The sequence below is a fragment of the Actinomadura sp. 3N407 genome (assembly GCF_052245875.1).
In the GTDB taxonomy this organism is placed as follows: domain Bacteria; phylum Actinomycetota; class Actinomycetes; order Streptosporangiales; family Streptosporangiaceae; genus Spirillospora.
The window spans coordinates 221,617-238,793 of the sequence record NZ_JBQQBP010000003.1 but is presented as its reverse complement, the minus strand read 5'-3'; the positions used below and the strand labels follow the sequence as shown (position 1 = coordinate 238,793).

The following is a 17,177-nucleotide window of genomic DNA, read 5'->3' as shown; positions in this document are numbered from 1 at the left end:
CTCTCGCCGATCCCGACGCCACACGGCGGGCCGTCTCCCTTCTTGCGGAGCGTCCGGCGGCGCCGAGGCGGCGGCGTTCGCGGTCAGTGGTCGGCGGCCAGGCGGACACCGAAGGCGATGAACGCCACGCCGGTGATCTGCTGGATGTGGCGCTTCACGGCGGGACGGGCGAGCGTGCGGCGTGCGGCACCCGCCGCGCCGACGAGGAGGCCGAGCCACAGCAGGGTCTCGGCGGCGTGGACGACGGCGAACAGCGTACTGGTCCAGAACACCGAGGCGCCGTCCGGGAGGAACTGCGGCAGCAGGCTCATGTAGAAGACGCCGACCTTGGGGTTGAGCAGGTTGGTGGTGAGCCCGGTGCGGAAGGCGGTGAGGCCGGACGTGCGCGTCTCCCGGGGATCCGAGGTGTCACGCGTCGCCCGCCCGCGCCTGGCGTTCCACAGGGCCCGGCCGCCGAGCCACAGCAGGTAGCAGGCGCCTGCGAGGCGCAGCACGTCGAACGCGACCCGGGAGGCAGCCAGTAGCGCGGTCAGCCCGAGGGCGCTCGTCATAGCCCAGCACATCAGGCCGGTGACCACGCCCGCCGAGGAGAGCAGGCCGGTCCGCCGCCCGCCGGTCACAGTGGTGCGGAGGACGAGCATGGTGTCCACGCCCGGCGTGATCGTCAGCAGTGCGGCCATTGCGGCGAAGGCGAGACAGGCCGTGACCATGCGGACATTGTGCCAGGAGTGTTCCGGCGGCCGGTGGGAATGGCCGTGCTGGACGGTCTGATCGGATCAAGGGATGGCTGACATGAGCAGGATCGGTGAGCTGGACGTTTTCCCGCTCTGCCTGGGCGGCAACGTCTTCGGGTGGACGGCGGACAAGGAGACCTCGTTCGAGATCCTGGACGCCTACGCGGCGGCGGGCGGCAACTTCGTCGACACCTCTGACTCGTACATGGCGTCCATGCCCGGCGGCCGGGGCGGCGAGTCCGAGACGATCATCGGCGAGTGGGCGCAGGCGCGCGGCAACCGGGACGACATCGTCATCGCGACCAAGGTCGGCAGGCATCCCGAACGCCAGGGCCTGTCCGCGGCGAACATCGAGGCCGCCGCGGACGACTCGCTCAGGCGGCTGCGCACCGACCGCATCGACCTGTACTTCACGCACTTCGACGACCCGTCCGTCCCCGTCGAAGAGATCATGACGACGCTGGACGGGCTGGTCGCCGCGGGCAAGGTCCGGCAGATCGCGGTGTCCAACATCGAACTCGACAGGCTCGAAGCGTCCCTGGAGTTCAGCGAACGCGAGGGGACGGCCCGCTACGTCGCCATCCAGCCGCACTACAACCTGGTGTCCCGCGACACCTATGAGGGCCCGCGCCGCGACATCGCCGAACGGCACGGCCTCGCCGCCCTGCCCTACTACGGCCTCGCGTCCGGGTTCCTGACGGGCAAGTACCGTCCCGGGGCCAACGTGGAGAGCGCGCGCGCCGGGAAGGCGGCGCGGCACCTGGACACCGAACGCGGACGCAAGGTCCTGGCCGCCCTCGACATCGTCGCCGAGGAGAAGGACACCGCCGTCGCGACCGTGGCCCTGGCCTGGCTCGCCGCACAGCCGACCGTCGCCGCGCCCATCGCCAGCGCCCGGACGCTCGGCCAGCTCCCGCCGCTCATCGACGTCGCCCGCACGACCCTGACCGACGACCAGCTCAAACGCCTCACCGAGGCGTCCGCGTGATGGCGGCATCGCAGACCGGGAAGCCGGGGATATAGCCTCCGCGGCGTGCCACCTCTGGAGTTCCTCCTGTTCGGCGGGCTGGCCGCGCTGGCCGGCGGGATCGTGCAGGGCAGCGTCGGCCTCGGCGTCGGGCTCGTCGCGACCCCGATCGTGACGATGCTGTTCCCGTCCCTGATGCCGGGCTCCATCCTCGTCGTCGCGCTCGTCCTGCCACTCGCGACCCTCGCCCAGGAGCACGCGCACGCCGACCTCCGGGGCCTCGGCTGGGCGTTCGGCGGCCGTGCCGTGGGGACGCCGCTCGGCGCCTGGCTGGTGGCGGCCGCCCCGGCGCGCGTGCTGAGCATCGTGATCGGCTTCGTCGTCCTCGCCGCGCTCGCCGTGACGGCCTGGTCGCGTGAGCTGCCCCGCGACCGGCGGACACTCGTCACCGCCGGGCTCATCTCCGGCACCACCGGCACCGCGTCCGGGATCGGCGGACCGCCGATCGCGCTGCTCTACCAACGCGACAGCGGCCCGCTCGTCCGCGCGACCCTGGCGGTCTTCTTCGTCGCCGGCGCGCTGCTGTCCCTGGTCATTCTCGCCATCGCGGGACAGCTTCCCGCCCGGCAGGTCATCGCGGGCCTGGAACTCCTCCCGTTCGTCCTCGCCGGGTTCCTCGCCGCCGGCCCGCTGCGCCGCTACCTCGACGCCGGACGCCTGCGCCTGGCGCTCCTCATCGTCGTCGGCACGTCCGCGGCTGTGCTGATCGTCCGTAACCTGATCTGATGCGCCCCACGAAGGCCGATCTGGAGGCTGCTCGCGACCGCGTCATCCCCGACGTCCTCCCCCCGGATGGCGGGACGCTCCGCGTCCTGTTCAGCGGCATCAACCCGGGCCTCTACTCGGGTGCCACCGGCTACCACTTCGCGCGTCCCGGCAACCGCTTCTGGCCCGCCTTGCACCGCTCCGGCTTCACCGACCGCCTTCTGGACCCGTCCGAGCAGGACCTCCTGCCCTCCTACGGCCTCGGCATCACCAACCTGGCCCGCCGCACCACCGCCCGCGCCGACGAGCTGACCGCCGCCGAACTCCGCGAGGGCGGACGCCGCCTCGAAGTACTCGTCGAACGGCATCGCCCCGCCTACCTCGCCGTGGCTGGGGTCACCGCTTACCGCACTGCCTTCGCCCGTCCGCGCACCCAGATCGGCCCCCAGGACGAGACGTTCGGCTCGGCACGCGTGTGGGTCCTACCAAACCCGAGCGGCCTCAACGCGAGTTGGAGCCTCGACCGGATGGCCGCCGAGTTCGCCCGCCTCCGCCAAGCCGCCGACACACTCAGAACTCTGTGAGCATCTCCGGGTCGAGCGTCACGGTGAACGCCGCGTCTGCCTGAACCTCGACCTTGAGTACTTCGCCCGCCATCGCCGCCGCGTAGGACCGGTAGACGCCGCCGATCTCGTCGTCCAGGGCGAAGACATGAACCTTCGGGCGGGGAGAGAATTCGGCGAGCCAGTACTGGGGAATGCCGAGTGCCGCATACTCCTTTAGCTTGCGCACTCGATCAGCACGTTCACTGCCGCTGCCAGGAGAGATGACCTCAGCGACCATTAGTAGTTCGCCGCCCGGGATGACGGTCGGATTGCGATCCACGATCGAGTTCCGCGCCACACTTCGGGGTACCACGAAGACATCGGGTTTCCGGATTCCCGCCGGCGTGCTGATCTCCCACTCGCCACCACCTGCGACGAACACGGTGGCGCCGGCGTCCGCTGCGGTTGCCTTGAGAATCTCCTGCAACTGCATGGCCATCCAGTTGTGGGGTGCACTTGGAGACAACTCGATCAGCCACCCGTCCTCGAGTTCCAGCCCTCGGCCTTCGTCCTCTCGGGCGTGCAGATCGTCCATCGTGTACGGACCAAAACCGCCATGGTCGTGCGCGACGCTCACGGTCCTGCTCCCATCCATGGTGTCACTGACCAGCGCAGGACCAGGTTACCCCGCCCGACCTTCGGCGACTAACGTAGCGGATCGATTACTCTCAGGTTGCGTTGTTGAGAGTGGCGGCCGTGAACATTGTGGTGACCTCGGTGACCAGGGAGGGCTTCGGTTGCCACAGGCCCGGGTGGCCGAGGGAGACGATGGGGCGGGGGAGGGCGCGTACGCCGGTGAGGTGCCAGTGGTGGGCGCCTCGGTCCGACCAGGGGCCGCAGTCGCAGGAGCCCCGCTCGACGGGCAGGACGGTCGCGGAGCAGACGTGGTCGAGGTCGGCGACGGCGATGACGGCGCCGATGGTGGCGAGGGGGTCGCGCGGGTCCCAGCCGGCGGCCTGGATGAGCGGGGAGTCGCACGCCTTCAGGTCGACGCGCATGGAGGCGTGGATGAGCACCGGGCCGCGGTGGGCGGTCGGCAGGCCCTGGTTGGAGACGGTCTTGCCGCCACGCGCTATCGCGAACGCCCAGGGCTGCTGAACACTCATCGCCTGCACGCGGTCACCTCCAGTGCTCGCCCGGTCTCCGTCGTCTCGGGATCGCCGGGGCCACGGCGGGACGCCGGTGCGCCGAGCGACGATGCCCGAGAGGCTAGGCGCATCCCAGTGGATATGCCAACGGGGGAGGCGAGCGGGTAGTTGTCCGTCACGGGACCATCGGTAAGCCGTTCGATTCCCATGCGGATCTCCTTCGATCATCCATGTGACGCCTGAGAAGGCGTTCGGGTTGACGTGTTCGTGGGATCAGCCCTTCAAGGCCCCCGCCATCAGTCCGCGCATGAAGAACCGTCCGAGCAAGAGGTAGACGAGGAGGGTCGGCAGGGACGCCAGGAGCGCCGACGCCATCTGCTGGTTGTACTGGACGGCGACCGCGCCCGAGCCGGCGGTGTTGTTCAGCATCACCGTGACCGGCCAGCTGTCGGGGGCGCCGAGGAACACCGCGAACAGGAAGTCGTTCCACATCGAGGTGAACTGCCAGATCAGCGTCACCGCGAACGCCGGCCCCGAGACGGGCAGGATGATCGACCAGTACGTGCGGAGCATCCCGGCGCCGTCGACGCGGGACGCCTCGATCAGCTCGTCCGGGACCGTCACGTAGTAGTTCCGGAAGATCAGCGTGCAGATCGGGATGCCGTACACGACGTGCGCGAGGACCAGGCCCCGGATCGTCCCGGACAGCTCCATCTCCGTCAGCAGCCCGGCCAGCGGGATCATCACGGCCTGGTACGGGATGAACATGCCGAACAGGAAGAGCGTGAAGACGACGTCCGCGCCGGGGAACCGCCACTTGGACAGGACGTAGCCGTTCAGCGAGCCGAGCACCGCCGAGATGATCGACCCGGAGACGGCGATCTTGACGCTGTTCGCCAGGCCGCCCTTCAGTTCGTTCCAGGCGGCGCTCCAGCCGTAGGTGCTCCAGTCGTTCGGCAGGCTCCACGCGCTGCTCGGGTCGGCCTCCTCCAGCGGCTTGAAGCTCGTGACGAGGAGGACGTACACGGGGATGAGGAACAGCAGGACGAACGCCAGCAGGACGGCCAGCTTCGCGATCTGCCCGATGCCGGACGTCCCGCGCGCCGCGGGCGCCTTGATCGCCGTCATCGCTGCCGCTCCCCGCGCACCGACCAGACCAGGTACGGGATGACCAGGACGGCCACCGCGACGAGCATGTACGTGGCGATGGTGGCGCCGTTGGCGGGATCGTGCCGGTCGAAGATCTCGACGTAGGTGGCGATGGCCGGGACATAGGTGATGATCTGCTTGCCGGCGATCGCCATGATCAGGTCGAACACCTTGAGCGAGATGTGCCCGAGGATGATCAGCGCGGACAGCGTCACCGGGCGCAGCTGCGGGAACACCACGTACCGGTACACCTTCCACTCGGACGCGCCGTCCACCCGCGCCGCCTCGCGCAGGTCCTCGGGGACGCTGCGGAACCCGGCCAGGTACAGCGCCATGACGTATCCGGACATCTGCCAGATGGCCGGGAGGGCCATCGCCGCCATGCCCCAGTCCTGGTTCTGCCACCAGTTGTTCGCCAGCGCCCCCAGATGGAGGTTGTCGAACAGCTGGTTGAGGCCGACCGCGCGCTGCGGCGGCGCCGGGTTCATCAGCCAGCGCCACACCACGCCGGTGGCGATGAACGACACCGCCATGGGGAACAGGTAGATGATGCGGAAGGACGACTCGCCGCGGATGCCCTTGTCCATCAGGAACGCGAGGAACGCGCCGAGCAGCAGGGCGCCGACGACGAACACGGCCGTGAACACCAGCGCGTTCCGCACGGCGCCCGGCCAGCTCGGCTGATCCCACAGGTCGACGAAGTTCTTGCCCCCGTCGAACCCGTACTCCGAAATCTCGTCGTGCTTGCCGCTCAGCGCGACCCGCGTGTTCCAGAAGATGAGCCCGTAGACGAACAGGCCGATCGCGACGATGGACGGCGAGACCAGCAGCAGTCCCGGCAGCCACCTCCGGCTACGGCGAAGCCTCACTGTCCGCTGTTCTTGGCCGCGTTCACCAGGCCCTCCTGGAGTTTGGCCACGTCCTTGTCCTGGAGGAAGAGGCCCACCGCGGTGTCAATGTCGGTGTGCCACTTGTTGTTCGCGGTGACGCCGTGCCAGAACGAGCCCGCGAGCTTGATGTCGGGGCTGGTCCACCGCTCCAACGCGTACTGGAGGTAGCCGGTGTAGAGGCTCTTGTCGGCGTCCGTGCGGGCGGGGATGGAACCCTTCTTCGGGTTGAACAGGTCCTGCCCCTCCTTGCTGGACACCTCCTTCAGCCACGCGATCGCCCCGCCGCGGTGCGGCGCGCCCTTGGGCAGGGTGAAGCTGTCCGACAGCCACATGTAGGTGCCCTCGGTGCCGGGGGCCGGCGCGTACTTGAAGTCGACGTCGACCTTCTTGCCGAGGCCGTTGGGCGCGGCGCCGGTGAAGTAGCCGTACGCCCAGTCGCCCATGATGTTGAACGCGGCCTTGCCGTCCACGACGGCCTTGGCGGCGCCCTGCCAGTCGGTGGACGCCGCCTCCAGCGTCGTGTGCTTCATGATCTCGGCGAACTCGTTCAGCGCCTTGGTGACGGCCGCGCTTTCCCAGTCGGCGCCCGGCTCCCACAGCGCGTTGTAGGCGTCGGTGCCGAGGCTGCCGAGCAGGACGTTCTCCAGCAGGTGGTCGGCGGTCCACTGCGCGCCGAGCGACAGCGGGACCTTGTCGGTCTTGTCGTCGACGGCCTTCAGCGCGGTGATGAACTCGGCGATCGACTTGGGCGGCCCGGAGACCCCGGCCTCATCGAGAATGCCGGGGTTGTACCAGAGCACGTTCGACCGGTGGATGTTCACCGGGACCGAGTAGATGTGGCCCTTGTAGGTGATCTGGTCGAGGAGCTGCTTCGGGTAGACCGACTTCAGGCCGTTCTGCGCGTAGAAGTCGTCCAGCGGCTCGATCTGCCCGGACTTGATGTAGTCGAGCAGCTCGGCGCCCGCGTGGCCCTGGAAGGAGTCCGGCGGCTTGTTGTTCTGCAGCCGGCTCGCGAGGACGGCCTTGGCCTGCGTGCCCGACCCGCCGGCGATGGCCGCGTTCACGAACTTGGTGCCGGGATTCTTCTTCTCGAAGTCGGCCTGCATCGCCTTCAGCCCGTCGGCCTCGCCTGGACCGGTCCACCAGGAGAAGACCTCGACCTCGGACTTGTCGTTGTTCGAGCCCTCGTCCTCATTGGCGCCGCAACCCGACATCGCAAGGGCGCCGGTCATCGCCACGGCCGCGAACACCGTCCAGCGCCGCCTGGGAGCACGTACTCGCATCGTCCGTCCCTTCGGTTACCCCGGAGAAGCAAGCGTCCGTTCGGAACGGCGCACCGGTCAACACCGGGGACCGAAAAGTGATCAAGCGGTGATGCGAGTCACAGGACGGGGCGAATCACTCGCCCGGCCGTGTTCTCCGCGGGGTGTCGTCCGCGGGGTTCCTCGACGGCGCCGGGCGCCCGCGGGCTCACCAGCCGAGCGCGGGCGGCAGGCCCCGCGGGCCGGCGTCCGGCCAGTCCAGCGGCGCGCCGAGCGGCGCGAGCTCGGCGAGCTGGAGCCGGTACCACGGTGAGGACTCGGGCAGCCCGGCCAGCTCCAGGCAGCGCTCCCACGTCCACCACTCCGCCCGCTCCACCTCCTCCGGGTTCGGGTGGACGGCCGTCCCGGCCGCCGGCACGGTGGCGCGCACGACGGGGCAGCGCTCGTGCTCGACGGTCCCGTCCTCGGCGACGGCCCGGTACTGGAACCCGGGCAGGACGGACGTGATCGACGCGTCCGGAATGCCGAGCTCGTCCCGCAGGCGCCGGAGCACCGCGTCGCGCAGCCCCTCGCCCGGGCCGGGGTGGCCGCAGCAGCTCCCCGTCCAGACGCCGGGGAACGTCCGCTTGCCCAGGGCGCGCTGGGTGATCAGAACGCGACCCTCCGTATCCACCACATAGCATGAAAAAGCCAGGTGATACGGCGTGTCCTCATGGTGGCTCGCGCTCTTCGGTGCGGTTCCGACGGCCTCGTCTTCCGCGTTGAGCAGCACAATCTCTTCGACGCCCATGCTCTGTTCCTACCCCATCCCCATCAGTATGGTCAGTCGTTTCACCAGGGGTCAGCCGTTTCACACCCGCCGGGCAGGTGGCCTCCGGCGCGTCGCGGGCGAACCGGGATTAAACTCGGAACGGCGCCCGAGCCAGGGGGACCCGATCCCCGACGGAGGAGTTGAAACGAGTGAGCCTGCTGGAGTCGATCACAGGTCCCGACGACCTCAAACGACTGGACGCCGCTCAACTGTCTCGGCTCGCGGAGGAGATCCGCGAGTTCCTCGTCCAGGCGGTCTCCAAGACCGGCGGGCATCTTGGACCCAACCTGGGCGCGGTCGAGCTGACGATCGCGCTGCACCGTGTCTTCGACTCGCCGCATGACAAGATCCTGTTCGACACGGGGCATCAGGCCTACGTCCACAAGATGCTCACCGGCCGGCACGACTTCGAGCTGCTGCGCAAGCGCGGCGGCCTGTCCGGCTACCCGAGCAGCGCCGAGTCCGAGCACGACATCATCGAGAACTCGCACGCGTCCACCGCACTGTCGTACGCCGACGGGTTCGCCAAGGCGTTCCAGCTCCGCGGCGAGTCCGACCGCGCCGTGGTCGCGGTCGTCGGCGACGGCGCGCTGACCGGCGGAATGTGCTGGGAGGCGCTCAACAACATCGCGGGCGGCGTCGACCGGCCCGTCATCATCGTCGTCAACGACAACGGCCGCTCCTACTCGCCGACGATCGGCGGCCTCGCGAGGCACCTCGCCGACCTGCGCGTCACCCAGGGCTACGAGCACGCCCTCGACCTCATCAAGAAGACCGTGCCGCGGGCACCGGTGGTCGGGAACGTCGCCTACGAGACCCTGCACGGCATCAAGAAGGGCCTCAAGGACGTCCTGCAGCCGCAGGCCATGTTCGAGGACCTCGGCATGAAGTACGTCGGCCCCATCGACGGGCACGACGAGGACGCCGTCGAGCGCGCGCTGCGCCGCGCCCGCGGGTTCGGCCGCCCGGTCATCGTGCACTGCATCACCACCAAGGGACGCGGGTACGCGCCGGCGGAGAACGACACCGAGGACTGCATGCACGGCGGCGGCGCGTTCGACCCCGCCACCGGCGCGTTCGTGCGGAAGAAGGGCGGCCCCGCCTGGACGAAGATCTTCGGCGAGGAGATGGTCGCGATCGGGCGTGAGCGCCGCGACGTGGTCGGCATCACCGCCGCGATGCTCTACCCGGTCGGGCTGGCGCCGTTCGCCGAGGCGTTCCCCGACCGCATCTTCGACGTCGGCATAGCCGAGCAGCACGCGGTCACGTCCGCCACCGGGCTCGCGATGGGCGGCCTGCACCCGGTCGTGGCGGTGTACGCGACGTTCCTGAACCGCGCGTTCGACCAGGTCCTGATGGACGTGGCGCTGCACGGGCAGCCCGTCACGTTCGCCCTGGACCGCTCCGGGGTGACCGGCGACGACGGCGCCAGCCACAACGGCATGTGGGACATGTCGATCCTGCAGCTCGTTCCGGGCATGCGCGTCGCCGTGCCGCGTGACGGGGCCCGGCTGCGGGAGCTGCTGCGCGAGTGCGTGGCCGTCTCGGACGGCCCGACCGCGATCCGCTACCCGAAGGGTCCCGCCGCCGACGACATCGAGGCCATCGGCAAGGCCGGGGAGATGGACGTCCTGGCCCGCCACGACGGCTCCAACGGCACCCGCGTCCTGCTGGTCGCCGCCGGGTCGATGGCGGCGCCCGCGGTCGAGGCGGCGGAGCTGGTCGCCGCGCAGGGCATCGGTGTCACGGTCGTCGACCCGCGGTGGGTGAAGCCGCTCGACCCGGCGCTGCCGGACCTCGCCCGCGACCACGCCCTCGTCGCCGTCGCCGAGGACAACGGCCGCACAGGCGCCGTCGGCGACGCGGTCGCCCGCCTCCTGCGCGACACCGGGGTCGACGCCCCGATCCGCACGTTCGGCATCCCGCAGGAGTTCCTCGACCACGCCGCCCGCGGTGAGATCCTCGCCGACATCGGCCTCACGCCGCAGGCGCTCGCCCGCGACATCACCGAGCACATCGCCCGGATCACCTCGCCGGAGGCCCACGAGCCCGCGGCGTCGGACCGGGAGACGTCCGACCGGGACTAGACCCCGTCCCGGACGCGCCTAGGGCGTGTTCCGGAAGTGGTCAGCGCTGAGATCCAGTTCGGAACGCCAGTGGCGACCTCGGTCTCGACCCTGCGGTTTACGAGCGGGACGAGACCGAGGTGTCGCTGAACGCCGCCGGGTTTGAGGTCGACGAGGTCCTGGACGTGCCGGACCGGCCGGGCCTTGAATGGGTCTTCGTGGCCCGCGGGCCCTGACGCGGAGTCAGGAAATACCGCGGAAGAAGGTGCGGATGTCGTCCGCGAGCAGCTCCGTCTCCTCCATTGCGGGGAAGTGACCGCCCTCGGTGAACTCGCTCCAGTGACCGATCGCCTTCCACGGGTCCATCGCGCGGCGCACGAGCGGGTGGGTGTCGAACACGGCCCATCCGGACGGCACGCCGGAGGCCATGAACAAGTCGACTCCGGAGTGCTCGGCCTCGTAGTAGAACTGCGCGCTCGACGCGCCGCTGCGGGTGAACCAGTACAGGCTGATGTTCGTCAAGAGCTGGTCGCGGTCGACCGACTCGTCCGGCGTCCGGTAGGCGCCGCTGGTCCTGGTCTTGAACTTCTCGGCGATCCACGCGAGCTGACCGACCGGCGAGTCGGTGAGCGCCGCGCCGATCGTGTCGGGACGGTGGTTCTGCATCTCGAGATAGCCGCGGTCGGCCGCATCCTCGGCGCGCACTGCCTCGATCTGGGCGATCTCGTCATCGGACAAGCCGTCGGGGTAAGGGAACTTGTCGCCGACCAACCCGAGCAACCGGGGGTCGCATCCGATGTGCGTGCCGATGACGCGCTCCGGGTAGAGCGCCGCGAGGCGGCCGGTGGTGCCCGCACCGATGTCGGTGCCGTGGGCCGCGAACCTCTCGTAGCCGAGACGCGTCATGATCTCGGCGTAGGCCTCCGTCGTCCGCGCCAGCTCCCAGCCGGTCCCTGACAGCGGGGTGGAGAACCCGAAGCCGGGCAGCGACGGGATGACCACGTGGAACTCATCGGTCAGCAGCGGGATGAGCCGCCGGTACTCGACGAACGAGCCCGGCCAGCCGTGGTTCAGGATCAGCGGGGCGGCCTCCGGGTTCGTCGATCGCGCGTGGACGACGTGGAACGTCTGGCCGTTGACGACCGTCGTGAACTGTTCGTACTCGTTGAGCTTCTCTTCCTGCGCACGCCAGTCGAACCCGTCGCGCCAATACTCGGCGAGCTCCTTCAGGTACACCAGCGGGATGCCGCGGCTGAAGTCGGTGCGATCGTCCCGGCCCGGCACGGGGATCGGCCAGCGCGTGCGTGCCAGCCGGTTACGCAGGTCGTCGATGTCGGCCTGCGGGATGTCGATGCGGAACGGTGTGAGTGCGTTGTTCTCGTTCATGACACCGACGTTCCCAGGCAATGCGGCGGGTTAGCTTCCGCAATTGCTGAGACGATAGAGAACATGTTGGAGACCTCGGCCCGCCTGCTCGAACTGCTGTCATTGCTCCAGCTCAAGCGCGACTGGACGAGCTCCGAGCTCGCCGGCCGGCTCGATGTGAGCACGAGGACCGTGCGCGCCGACATCGGCAAGCTGCGGTCGCTCGGCTATCCCGTGGACGCGCGCCCCGGCGTCGCGGGCGGGTACCGGCTGGCCGCCGGGACGGCGATGCCCCCACTGCTGCTCGACGACGACGAGGCCGTCGCCGTCGCGGTCGGACTGGGTGCGGTCGCGACCCAAAGGCTCGGCGTCGAAGAGACATCGCTGACCGCGCTCGCGAAGCTGGAGCAGGTGCTGCCCTCGCGCCTGCGTCGGCGCGTCGAGGAGGTACGCGAGGCGACGAGCGTCGTTCCCGGGGCTAAACCGCCGCTCGATCTATCGGTTCTCGGCACGGTCGCCGCCGCGATCCGCGGCCACGAACGGCTCCGGTTCGGATACACGAAGCCCGGGGGCGGCGAAGGGGCCCGCCACACCGAACCGCAACGGCTGGTGAGCTGGGGGTCGCTCTGGTACCTGCTCGCGTGGGATCTCGACCGTGACGACTGGCGCATCTTCCGTGTCGACCGCATGGTTCCGCACACACCGACGGGTGCGCGGTTCCAGCCGCGCGTGGTCCCGGAGGACAATGTCGTCGAGTACGTCGTCGGACGCGTCAGCAAGGCGGGCTGGAAGTACCGCGCCCGGGTACTCGCGCATGCTCCCGCCGCCAAGGTCGCCGCGAAGATCCCCATCCCGGCCGATATCGAGGTGGTCGACGAGTCCACGTGCCATTTCGAACTGGGGTCCGACGACCCAGACCGGCTCGCGCTGTGGATGACACAGCTCGACGTCGACATCGAGGTGATCGACGGAGACGAGCTCGCGGCGGCGTTCGATCGCCTCGCGACGAGGCTCCGCCGCGCGGCGGGTGGCGCATCCACGACGTGAATCTCGGCCGTCGGCTCGGCTAGACCCCTTCCGCCGACAGCAGGTGCCAGAAGTGGGTGATGGACGCGGCGGTCGTGCCCAGTTCGCGGCCCGAGTACGTCCATCGCCCACGCAGGCGCCACGGGCGCCCGGCGCCGTCCTGCACGTAGACCTGCAGCGGGAAGCAGGCGTCATGCGCGCGGATGACGCCCGCCGGGTCGACCGAGGGGTCGAGCCGGGGCTCGCCCTCGCACCGCACGCCCATCACGGACGTGCGCGGATCCTGGCGCAGGAGTCCCTGCGTCAGGTCGTACACGAGTACGGACACGTAGTCGGGGCCCAGCCACCTGAGGTCGGGGACGGTCTCGGGTGGGGGGAACCCGTACAGTTCTGGACCGCCGGTCACAGGCCGCACCGTAGCGCTCAGGTCATACGTCCGTCACTACCTTCCGCGCGGGATCTTCCCGCGAAGGCGAGTTACTCCCGGCCGCGGCAGGCGGACGTCATCGCCTCCCAGCGGGCGAGCTTGACGCGCTCGCCGCGGTCGAGGGCCTGGGCGAGGGCGATCTCGGCGGCGTCCAGCCTGAGCCAGTCGTCGTAGGTGACGACGGGCAGGCCGCGCGACTCCAGCAGCTCCTCGATGGTGCGCTTGGGCGTCGTGTCGGACCCGGCGAGGTCCTCCAGGAGGTTGCGGACGGTCTCGGCGGCGTCGGACTTGTTGGTGCCGACGACCCCGGACGGGCCGCGCTTGATCCAGCCGGCGACGTATTCGCGGGGCACGGGGGCGCCGTCCGGGCCGGTGATGCGGCCGGCCTCGTTCGGGACGATGTAGGAGCGCTCGTCGAACGGGACGCCGTCGAGGGGGACGCTCTGGTAGCCGACCGAGCGCAGCACCAGCCCGACGGGCAGCGTCTCGAACTCGCCGGTGCCGGTGACGCGGCCCGTCTCGTCCAGCCGGGTCCTCTCCAGCCGGAGGCCCTCGACGCGGTCGGTGCCGACGATCTCGGCGGGGGCGCGCCAGAACCGCACGTCGATGTGGCGGGGACGCCCGGCGGCCGGCTCGCCCGTCCAGCCCTCCAGCACCTTGATGTTGCCGCGGACCTTCCGGTCGCTCTCGGCCAGTTCGGCGCTCGCGGGGTCGAGGTCCATGTCCTCGGGGCTGACGTGGATGCTCGCGCTCGGCAGCTCGCCCAGCTCGCGGGCCTCCTTGGTGGTGAACTTCGCCTGCGCGGGGCCGCGCCGCCCGATCATGTGGACGCGCTTGACGCGGCTGTGCGACAGCGCCTCGATGACCTGCTCGGGGACGTCGGTCTCGCGCAGCTCATCGGCCGTCTTGGCGAGGATCCGGACGACGTCGACGGCCACGTTCCCGACGCCGATCACCGCGACCTCCTCGACCGACAGGTCGAAGGTGTGGTCGGCGGCGTCGGGGTGCCCGCAGTACCAGTTGACGAAGTCGGTCGCGGCGATGCTGCCGGGCAGGTCCTCGCCCGGGACGCGCATGTGCCGGTCGACCATCGCGCCGGTGGAGTAGATGACGGCGTCGTAGCAGCCGAGCAGGTCCGCGCGGGTGAGGTCGCGGCCCAGTTCCACACACCCGAAGAACCGCACGGCGGGGTTCTCCAGGACCTTCTGCAGGTACTTGGCGATCGACTTGATCGACTTGTGGTCGGGCGCGACGCCGTAGCGGACCAGCCCGTACGGCGTCGGCAGCCGGTCGAACACGTCCACGCGGACGTTGCCGTCGGTCTGCTTGACGAGGGCCTCGGCGGCGTAGATCCCCGCCGGTCCGGAGCCGATCACCGCGACGAGTGGAGAAGCCATGCGGGCCATTGTGCCCACCCGGCGGACAAAAGGACACAGTGACCCCCGCCCACGGCGCGCGGCCGTGGCCGGAGGGCCGCCCGCGTCAGGGCTTGCGGGCGACCGCCGCCCACATCGGCACTTCCCGCGGCTCCGCGCCGTCCTTCCCGTCCGGCCGCCACTGTGGCGGGGAGACGAGCCCCGGGTCCACCGGCTCCAGTCCGTCGATGAGGGCCTGGACCTCGTCGCGGTCGCGGGGCCGAGCCTTCTGGACGGCGTTCTCGTTCCACGTCCGGAACGCCTCCCGGACCTGCGGCCCGCCGAGTTCGGCCGTGGCGTGGGTGAAGGCCAGCCAGCTCCCGGACGGGACGGCGTCCAGCAGCCGCCACAGGATCGCGCGGGCGTCGCCGAAGTCGGTCACGAAGTGCATCAGGCTCATGAGCGTGATCCCGACCGGCTTGTCGAGGTCGAGGGTGCCGGCCGCCCCGGCGAGGATCCGGCCCGGCTCGCGCAGGTCGGCGTCCAGGTAGGCGGTGGCGCCGGCCGGGGCGGAGTTCAGCAGCGCGCGGGCGTGCGCGAGGACGACGGGGTCGTGGTCGACGTACACGACGCGGGCGTCGGGGGCGATGGCCTGGGCGACCTGGTGCACGTTCGGTTCGGTCGGCAGCCCGGTGCCGATGTCGAGGAACTGGCGTACGCCCTGCTCGGCGAGGAAGGCCACCGAGCGGCGCATGAACGTCCGGTCGGCGCGGACCATGGCGACGACGTGCGGGTTCGCCTGGGCGATCTGCTCGCCGAGTTCCCTGTCGACCTCGTAGTTGTCCTTGCCGCCGAGCCAGTAGTCCCACACACGGGCCGAGTGGGGCCGGGTGGAGTCGATCCGGTCCGAGGGCGGGGGCCCGTCCGCGGAGGAGGAGGCGGGTGTGGTGTCGTCGGTCATGTGCCTTGTCACCGTCCATGCCGGGTTGCAGTCGCGGACGTCCAAGATCGTATGACGGACGGGGGCCCGCTCATCGCCGATTCCGGAAAGGCGGCCTACTTTCCGGAGAGCGCCTTGGCGCGCTGCAACCGGCTGTTCCGGTAGCCGTACGCGGCGTAGATGACGACGCCGACGGCCATCCACGCCAGGAACCGCAGCCAGGTCTCCACCGGCAGGTTGATCATCACGAACAGGCAGGCCAGCACGGACAGGATGGGAACGAGCGGCACCAGGGGCGTGTGGAACGCGCGCGGCAGGTCCGGGCGGGTGCGGCGCAGGATCACCACGGCGGCGGAGACGACGAGGAACGCGAACAGCGTGCCGATGTTGACCAGTGTGGCGAGTTCGGCCAGCGGGATGAACCCCGCGAGCGCCGCGACGATCATGCCCATGATGATGGTCGACCGGTAGGGGGTGCCGAAGCGCGGGTGGACGACCGACAGCCAGCGGGGCATGAGGCCGTCCCGGCCCAGCGCGAAGAAGATCCGGCTCATCCCGAGCAGCAGGATCATCACGACGGTGGTGAGGCCGATGACGGCGCCGACGTCGATGATGGTGGCGAACACGGGATGCCCGACGGACTTGAACGCGTCGGCGAGCGGCGCGTCGGTGCTCAGCCGCGTGTAGTTCTGCATGCCGACGACGACGGTCGACACCGCCGCGTACAGGATGGCCGTGACGACGAGGGAGCCGATGAGGCCGATCGGCAGGTCCCGCTGCGGGCGGCGGGCCTCCTCGGCGGCGGTCGCGACGATGTCGAAGCCGATGTAGGCGAAGAACACGATCGCGAGGGCGGAGAAGATGCCGAGCCAGCCGTAGGCGACGGGCGTGACCCCGAAGAGCACCTGCATCAGCGGCGCGTCCAGTCCGGCGATCTCCGGGGTCGACTTCGAGGGAGGGATGAACGGGTCGTAGTTGCCGCCCTTGACGAAGAACAGGCCGGCGAAGATCACCAGCAGCACCACCGACACCTTGATCGCCACGACGACGGCGTTGACCCGCGAGGAGATCTTGATGCCGAGCACGAGCAGCGCGGTCACCAGCAGCACGAGCACGATCGCGGGGACGTTGACCGTCCCGCCCTCGCCCGGCGGGTCGGCGATGGCGGTCGGCAGCGTGATTCCGACGTCGTCCAGCAGCGAGGCGAAGTAGCCGGACCAGCCGACCGACACGACCGCCGCGCCGAGCGCCATCTCCAGGATGAGGTCCCAGCCGATGACCCACGCGGGGAACTCGCCGAGCGTGGCGTAGGAGAAGGTGTAGGCCGACCCGGCGACCGGGACGGTGGAGGCGAACTCGGCGTAGCACAGCGCCGCGAGCCCGCACACCACGGCGGCGAGGATGAACGACAGCGCGACCGCGGGCCCCGCGTTGTCCCGGGCGACCTGGCCGGTCAGCACGAAGATGCCGGTCCCGATGATCACGCCGATCCCGAACACGGTCAGGTCCAGCGCCGACAGCGCGCGCCGGAGCCGGTGCGCGGGTTCCTCGGTGTCGCGGATCGACTGTTCGACCGACTTCGTGCGCAGCAGGTTCATCCTTGGGGCCCCTTCGCCTCCCGGTGCTCGACACGGCCGACTGCCGTATGCCCATATGTGCGCGTCTTATGGCGGGTGAAACGTCCGCATGCCCGCGAAGTGCGGGAACGCCGGAAAAGAGGCGTCTCG

The 17,177-nt window shown here is 70.0% G+C and carries 17 protein-coding genes; 5 read left to right on the top strand and 12 right to left on the bottom strand.

Features of this window, described 5'->3' with window-relative positions; all coding sequences use genetic code 11:
- Positions 1-83: 83 nt before the first annotated feature.
- Positions 84-710, bottom strand: coding sequence for a LysE family translocator (locus ACTWPP_RS08845; protein WP_443103643.1), 627 nt, complete (start codon positions 708-710; stop codon positions 84-86).
- Between the two features lie 82 nt (positions 711-792).
- Here ACTWPP_RS08845 and ACTWPP_RS08840 point away from each other — a divergent pair, with 82 nt between their 5' ends.
- The 3 genes from ACTWPP_RS08840 to mug are packed head-to-tail and all read left to right on the top strand — an operon-like array spanning position 793 to position 3,050.
- Entirely contained in the window at positions 793-1,722 is a 930-nt protein-coding gene (locus ACTWPP_RS08840; RefSeq protein WP_443103642.1) for an aldo/keto reductase, read from the top strand.
- 45 nt (positions 1,723-1,767) lie between these two features.
- Positions 1,768-2,487 carry a sulfite exporter TauE/SafE family protein gene (locus ACTWPP_RS08835; RefSeq protein WP_443103641.1) on the top strand — a complete coding sequence of 240 codons (720 nt, stop codon included), beginning with the start codon at positions 1,768-1,770 and terminating at the stop codon, positions 2,485-2,487.
- Positions 2,487-3,050 carry a G/U mismatch-specific DNA glycosylase gene (gene mug, locus ACTWPP_RS08830; protein ID WP_443103640.1) on the top strand — a complete coding sequence of 188 codons (564 nt, stop codon included), beginning with the start codon at positions 2,487-2,489 and terminating at the stop codon, positions 3,048-3,050. Before ACTWPP_RS08835 ends, mug begins: the two co-directional genes overlap by 1 nt.
- Here the strand turns inward: mug and ACTWPP_RS08825 are convergent.
- From ACTWPP_RS08825 to idi, 6 genes are all read right to left on the bottom strand, one after another.
- A complete protein-coding gene (locus tag ACTWPP_RS08825; protein WP_443103639.1) occupies positions 3,037-3,648 on the bottom strand; it encodes a Uma2 family endonuclease in 612 nt (203 codons plus the stop codon). The genes mug and ACTWPP_RS08825 overlap by 14 nt on opposite strands.
- Positions 3,649-3,739: 91 nt before the next feature.
- Positions 3,740-4,177, bottom strand: coding sequence for a hypothetical protein (locus ACTWPP_RS08820; RefSeq protein ID WP_443103638.1), 438 nt, complete (start codon positions 4,175-4,177; stop codon positions 3,740-3,742).
- Between the two features lie 255 nt (positions 4,178-4,432).
- Positions 4,433-5,287, bottom strand: a complete 855-nt coding sequence (locus ACTWPP_RS08815) for a carbohydrate ABC transporter permease (RefSeq protein WP_443103636.1) — start codon at positions 5,285-5,287, stop codon at positions 4,433-4,435.
- On the bottom strand, positions 5,284-6,177 hold the full coding sequence (locus ACTWPP_RS08810; protein WP_443103634.1) for a carbohydrate ABC transporter permease: 894 nt from the start codon (positions 6,175-6,177) through the stop codon (positions 5,284-5,286). Before ACTWPP_RS08810 ends, ACTWPP_RS08815 begins: the two co-directional genes overlap by 4 nt.
- On the bottom strand, positions 6,174-7,481 hold the full coding sequence (locus tag ACTWPP_RS08805; protein ID WP_443103632.1) for an ABC transporter substrate-binding protein: 1,308 nt from the start codon (positions 7,479-7,481) through the stop codon (positions 6,174-6,176). The genes ACTWPP_RS08810 and ACTWPP_RS08805 overlap by 4 nt, the downstream gene beginning before the upstream one ends.
- Before the next feature lie 187 nt (positions 7,482-7,668).
- Positions 7,669-8,250 (bottom strand): isopentenyl-diphosphate Delta-isomerase, encoded by a 582-nt coding sequence (idi, locus tag ACTWPP_RS08800; RefSeq protein WP_443103631.1) that lies wholly within the window; start codon positions 8,248-8,250, stop codon positions 7,669-7,671.
- 170 nt (positions 8,251-8,420) lie between these two features.
- Here idi and dxs point away from each other — a divergent pair, with 170 nt between their 5' ends.
- Complete coding sequence (gene dxs / locus ACTWPP_RS08795) at positions 8,421-10,358, top strand: 1-deoxy-D-xylulose-5-phosphate synthase (RefSeq protein WP_443103630.1); 1,938 nt, start codon at positions 8,421-8,423, stop codon at positions 10,356-10,358.
- A 222-nt stretch (positions 10,359-10,580) separates the two neighbouring features.
- On the opposite strand, the gene ACTWPP_RS08790 is transcribed toward dxs, so the two are convergent.
- On the bottom strand, positions 10,581-11,723 hold the full coding sequence (locus ACTWPP_RS08790; protein ID WP_443103628.1) for an epoxide hydrolase family protein: 1,143 nt from the start codon (positions 11,721-11,723) through the stop codon (positions 10,581-10,583).
- A 63-nt stretch (positions 11,724-11,786) separates the two neighbouring features.
- Between ACTWPP_RS08790 and ACTWPP_RS08785 the strand changes: the two genes are divergently transcribed.
- Positions 11,787-12,749, top strand: a complete 963-nt coding sequence (locus ACTWPP_RS08785) for a helix-turn-helix transcriptional regulator (protein WP_443103626.1) — start codon at positions 11,787-11,789, stop codon at positions 12,747-12,749.
- A gap of 19 nt (positions 12,750-12,768) precedes the next feature.
- Here ACTWPP_RS08785 and ACTWPP_RS08780 read toward each other — a convergent pair whose 3' ends face one another.
- The 4 genes from ACTWPP_RS08780 to ACTWPP_RS08765 form a co-directional block, all read right to left on the bottom strand.
- Positions 12,769-13,134 (bottom strand): hypothetical protein, encoded by a 366-nt coding sequence (locus ACTWPP_RS08780; RefSeq protein WP_443103625.1) that lies wholly within the window; start codon positions 13,132-13,134, stop codon positions 12,769-12,771.
- 71 nt (positions 13,135-13,205) lie between these two features.
- Entirely contained in the window at positions 13,206-14,552 is a 1,347-nt protein-coding gene (locus ACTWPP_RS08775) for an FAD-dependent oxidoreductase (RefSeq protein WP_443103624.1), read from the bottom strand.
- An 85-nt stretch (positions 14,553-14,637) separates the two neighbouring features.
- Positions 14,638-15,471, bottom strand: coding sequence for an SAM-dependent methyltransferase (locus ACTWPP_RS08770; RefSeq protein WP_443103623.1), 834 nt, complete (start codon positions 15,469-15,471; stop codon positions 14,638-14,640).
- Positions 15,472-15,566: 95 nt separating this feature from the next.
- On the bottom strand, positions 15,567-17,048 hold the full coding sequence (locus tag ACTWPP_RS08765; RefSeq protein ID WP_443103621.1) for an amino acid permease: 1,482 nt from the start codon (positions 17,046-17,048) through the stop codon (positions 15,567-15,569).
- Positions 17,049-17,177 lie beyond the last annotated feature (129 nt).